The following is a 2,026-nucleotide window of genomic DNA, read 5'->3' as shown; positions in this document are numbered from 1 at the left end:
ACCACCGCAACCGCATCCGGCGTCCGCACCACCTGCGCCTCGAACAACCCCGGCAACGTCGACCGCTCGACCTCCACCGCCGTGTCATTCCACTCCACCAGCACCCGACGCCGCTCGGCCTCGTCGAGCAGGTCGAGCCCGCTCACCCGGGTCGTCGGCTCGGCCACCAGCAGTTCCAGCGCCCGCCGGACGCGCGTCGCGAGCCGCATGACGGTGTCACGCCCGAAGAGGTCCACCGAGCCGGTCACCGAGCCGCGCAGGCCCGCCGGGGCGCCGTCCTGGTCGAACAGCTCGACGAAGTCGATTTCGAGGTCGAACTTCGCCGCCCGCACGTCGACGACCGCCTCCGCCGAGGATCCGTCGGACTGGACGCCCGAGCGCTCCAGCACGATGCGCTCGTTGTTGTGCACGGTCAGCATCACCTGGACGAGCGGGTGCCGAGCCAGGGAGCGGGCCGGGGCCAGCTCCTCGACCAGCTTCTCGAAGGGCACGTCCTGGTTCGCGAGCCCTGCCCACCCGGTCTGCCGTACACGGGCGAGTGCCTCCGTGAAGGTCGGGTCGCCGGACAGGTCGGTACGCAGCACCAGCGTGTTGACGAAGAAGCCGACCATGTCGTCCAGCGCCACGTCGGTCCGCCCGGCGACCGCCGTGCCGATCGGGATGTCCGTTCCGGCACCCAGGCGGGACAGGACGACCGCCATCGCGGCCTGGAGGACCATGAAGACGGTGGCGTCCTCGGCCCGCGCCACCTCGGCGATACGGGCGTGGACGGCCGCCGGGACGTCCAGCGGCACGCCGTATCCGCGGTGCGACGCCACCGCGGGGCGAACGTGGTCGAAGGGCAGGTCGAGCTCCTCCGGCGCGCCGGAGAGGTTGTCCCGCCAGTAGCCGATCTGGCGGGCCATCACACTGTCCGGGTCCGTCTCGTCACCGAGCAGTTCGCGCTGCCACAGGGTGTAGTCCGCGTACTGGACGGGCAGCGGTTCCCATTCGGGGGCCCGGCCCTCGGCGCGTGCGGCGTAGGCCGTCATCACGTCCCGCAGCAGCGGCCCCATCGACCAGCCATCGCTCGCTATGTGGTGGACCACCACGACCAGTACCCGGTCCGCCGGACCGCACCGGAGCAGCGTCGCACGAATCGGCACATCGGTCGCCAGGTCGAACGCGTGGCCCTCGAGCTCGGCCGTCCGGGCGTCGAGGTCGGCGGGCGCCACGTCGGCCACGTCAAGGGCCCAGTCCAGGTCCTCCATTTTCAGGATGCGCTGGTACGGCTCTCCGTCCGCCGTCGCGTAGACCGTGCGCAGCACCTCGTGGCGGCCGATCACGTCACGCAGGGCCTTGTCGAGGGCCTCGCCGTCGATCTCGCCGGGCAGGCGCCTGACGATCGGGATGTTGTAGGTGGCGCTGGGGCCTTCGAGCTGGGAAAGGAACCACAACCGGCGCTGCGCGAAAGACAACGGAACCATCAGAACTCCTCCTGGTTGCGCATCGGCCGCAACGCCGGCCTAGCTGATTTTTCGTTTCCGAGCCGCTGCGCCAGTCCGGCCACGGTCGGCGCCTGCAGAAGCGCCTGCAGCGGCGCCTCGATGCCCAGCGACGCCCGGATCCGACTGGTCAGTCGGACGGCGAGCAGGGAGTGTCCGCCGAGGGCGAAGAAGTCGTCGTCGACGCCGACGCCTTCCAGCCCGAGAACCTCGGCGAACAAGGTGCACAGGATTTTCTCCCGCGCGTTGGCCGGTCCTCTTCCGGCTCCGGTCCTGTACTCGGGAGCGGGCAGGGCCTTGCGGTCCAGCTTCCCGTTCACCGTCAGCGGCAGCGCCTCCAGGACGACGACCGCCGACGGCACCATGTGTGCCGGCAGACGTGCCGACGCGTACTCCGCGATCGAGGCGGGAAGGGCGCCGGTGCCATCGGCCTCGGAGCCCGGGACGACGTAGGCCACCAGGCGGAGGTCGCCGGGGACGTCCTCACGGGCGACCACCGTGGCCTGCACGACGTGCGGGTGGGAGGCGATCACGGCCTGGAC

At 70.9% G+C, this 2,026-nt stretch carries 2 protein-coding genes; both read right to left on the bottom strand.

What is annotated here, in order from left to right:
- On the bottom strand, window positions 1–1,466 hold a 1,466-nt coding region (locus ACIPXB_RS37100; RefSeq protein ID WP_401457413.1), incomplete at its 3' end, for a condensation domain-containing protein.
- Window positions 1,466–2,026 (bottom strand): phosphopantetheine-binding protein (locus ACIPXB_RS37095; RefSeq protein ID WP_401457411.1); only part of this gene is annotated, 561 nt, incomplete at its 5' end. The genes ACIPXB_RS37095 and ACIPXB_RS37100, both read right to left, overlap by 1 nt.

It is taken from the genome of Streptomyces sp. NPDC090022, assembly GCF_044748145.1.
GTDB lineage: Bacteria > Actinomycetota > Actinomycetes > Streptomycetales > Streptomycetaceae > Streptomyces.
Note: the sequence above shows the minus strand (reverse complement) of the source record. Positions and strands in the feature narration are given on the sequence as shown.